Source organism: Streptomyces sp. NPDC023723, from assembly GCF_040639815.1.
Classification (GTDB): domain Bacteria; phylum Actinomycetota; class Actinomycetes; order Streptomycetales; family Streptomycetaceae; genus Streptomyces.
Map to the genome: position 1 here is coordinate 1 of NZ_JBFAAP010000122.1, position 2,526 is coordinate 2,526.

Here is a 2,526-nt window from a genome sequence, read left to right on the forward strand (position 1 = left end):
GTCTACGAGGGCGAGGTCCGCTACGCCCGGGACGCGTTCGAGGGGCTGCGGCTGATGGACGCGCTGATCGGCATCAAGCGCGGCGTGCCCGGCGCCGCCCTCCCCGAACTGAAGCAACGCCGGGTGCCCCGGCGGCAGCCGGTGGCGGCGGAACCGGCGGCGAGCGGCCGTTCCGACGTCACCACCGACGCCCCGGTCCCCGAGCCGCCGTTCTGGGGCACCCGAATCGTCAAGGGCATCCAGCTCAAGGAGTACGCCACCTGGCTGGACGAGGGCGCCCTGTTCAAGGGCCAGTGGGGGCTGCGGGGAGAGACCGTCGAGAGTGAGGGCCGGCCCCGGCTGCGCGGCCTGCTGGACCGGCTCCAGACGGAGAACCTGCTCGAAGCGGCCGTGGTCTACGGCTACTTCCCGTGCGTCTCCAAGGACGACGACCTGATCGTGCTGGACGACGCCGGCCACGAGCGCACCCGGTTCACCTTCCCCCGGCAGCGGCGCGGCCGGCGGCTGTGCCTGGCCGACTTCTTCCGCCCGGAGGAGTCCGGCGAGACCGATGTCGTCGGCTTCCAGGTCGTCACCGTCGGCTCCCGCATCGGTGCGGAAACCGCCCGGATGTTCGAGGCCAACGCCTACCGCGACTACCTCGAACTGCACGGCCTGTCCGTCCAGCTCGCCGAGGCCCTCGCCGAGTACTGGCACGCCCGGGTCCGCTCCGAACTGGGTATCGACGGGGGCGACCCGGCCTCGCTCGCGGGCGCGCTGCGCGCCGAGTACCAGGGGTGCCGCTACTCACTGGGCTACCCGGCCTGCCCGGAGCTGGCGGACCGGGCGAAGATCGCCGCCCTGCTGGAGCCGGAGCGGATCGGCGTCCACCTCTCCGAGGAGTTCCAGCTGCACCCCGAACAGTCCACCGACGCCCTGGTCGTCCATCACCCCGAGGCGGGTTACTTCAACGCGGGAGGCCGCTCATGAGCACGGCGCGCGGCATGACCGCCGACGGGCGGCCGTCGTTCTCCTTCGAGTTCTTCCCGCCGAAGACCGGCAAGGGCGAACGTGTGCTGTGGGACACGATCCGCCGGGTCGAGGCGCTCGCCCCGACGTTCGTCTCCGTCACCTACGGCGCGGGCGGCTCCTCGCGGGAGCGGACCGTCGACGTGACCCGCCGGATCGCCGCAGCGACCACCCTGCGGCCGGTCGCGCACCTGACGGCGGTCGGGCACTCGGTGGCCGAACTGCGGCACATCATCGGCCGGTACGCGGACGCGGGCATCCGCGACGTGCTCGCGCTGCGCGGGGACCCGCCGGGGGACCCGAACGGGCCGTGGACCGCGCACCCGGACGGCCTCACGCACGCCGTCGAACTGATCGAACTCCTGCGGGAACTGGGCGACTTCACCATCGGTGTGGCCGCGTTCCCGGAGCGGCACCCGCGCTCGCCCGACTGGGAGTCCGACATCCGGCACTTCGTCGCCAAGTGCCGCGCCGGCGCCGACTACGCCATCACGCAGATGTTCTTCCACGTCGAGGACTATCTGCGGCTGCGCGACCGGGTGGCGGCGGCCGGCTGCGACACGCCGGTCATCCCGGAGATCATGCCGGCCACCGACGTACGCCAGATCCGCCGCTTCGCCGAGCTGTCCCACGCGGCGTTCCCGGAGGACCTCGCGCACCGGCTGGAAGCGGCCCGCGACCGACCGGCCGACGGCCACCGCATCGGGGTCGACCACGCCACCGCCATGGCCGAACGGCTGCTCGCCGAGGGCGCCCCCGGTCTGCACTACATCACCCTCAACCGTTCCACCGCAGCCCTCGACATCCACCGCAACGTGACCACCGCAAGGAGCCTCAGTGCGCGCTGACTTCACCGACTTCAAGGTCGCCGACCTCGCCCTGGCCGCCTTCGGCCGCAAGGAGATCACCCTCGCCGAGCACGAGATGCCCGGCCTCATGGCGATCCGCGCGCAGTACGCCGCGGCCCAGCCGCTCGCCGGCGCCCGGATCACCGGTTCCCTGCACATGACGGTGCAGACCGCCGTGCTCATCGAGACCCTGGTGGCACTGGGCGCCGAGGTCCGCTGGGTGTCCTGCAACATCTTCTCCACCCAGGACCACGCGGCCGCCGCCGTCGCCGCCGCCGGCATCCCGGTCTTCGCCTGGAAGGGCGAGACGCTCGAGGAGTACTGGTGGTGCACCGAACAGGCGCTGACCTGGCCCGGGCACCCCGGACCGAACATGATCCTGGACGACGGCGGTGACGCCACCCTCCTCGTCCACAAGGGCGTCGAGTACCGCAAGTCCGGTGTGCTGCCCGTCGCGGCCAACGAGGAACTGGCCGCCGTCCGGGCCCTGTTGGAGCACAGCGCGCTGGACTGGGTCGGCATGGCGTCGGAGATCCGCGGTGTCACCGAGGAGACGACGACCGGTGTGCACCGGTTGTACGAGATGCAGCGGGACGGCACCCTCCTGTTCCCGGCGATCAACGTCAACGACGCGGTCACCAAGTCGAAGTTCGACAACAAGTACGGCTGC

General features: G+C 71.7%; 3 protein-coding genes. All 3 read left to right on the plus strand.

What is annotated here, in order from left to right; translation table 11 throughout:
* Window positions 1-969, plus strand: a 969-nt coding sequence (locus AB0G32_RS40305) for a vitamin B12 dependent-methionine synthase activation domain-containing protein (RefSeq protein WP_361176047.1), incomplete at its 5' end; no start/stop codon positions are given.
* Window positions 966-1,856 carry a methylenetetrahydrofolate reductase [NAD(P)H] gene (gene metF / locus AB0G32_RS40310; RefSeq protein ID WP_361176050.1) on the plus strand — a complete coding sequence of 297 codons (891 nt, stop codon included), beginning with the start codon at window positions 966-968 and terminating at the stop codon, window positions 1,854-1,856. The genes AB0G32_RS40305 and metF, both read left to right, overlap by 4 nt.
* Window positions 1,846-2,526: adenosylhomocysteinase (locus tag AB0G32_RS40315; protein ID WP_361176053.1), on the plus strand; the 681-nt coding region annotated here is incomplete at its 3' end. The genes metF and AB0G32_RS40315, both read left to right, overlap by 11 nt.

Bases quoted from the DNA above. Each gene is read 5' to 3' on its own strand.
- metF (WP_361176050.1), top strand. From the start codon at position 966: ATGAGCACGGCGCGCGGCATGACCGCCGACGGGCGGCCGTCGTTCTCC.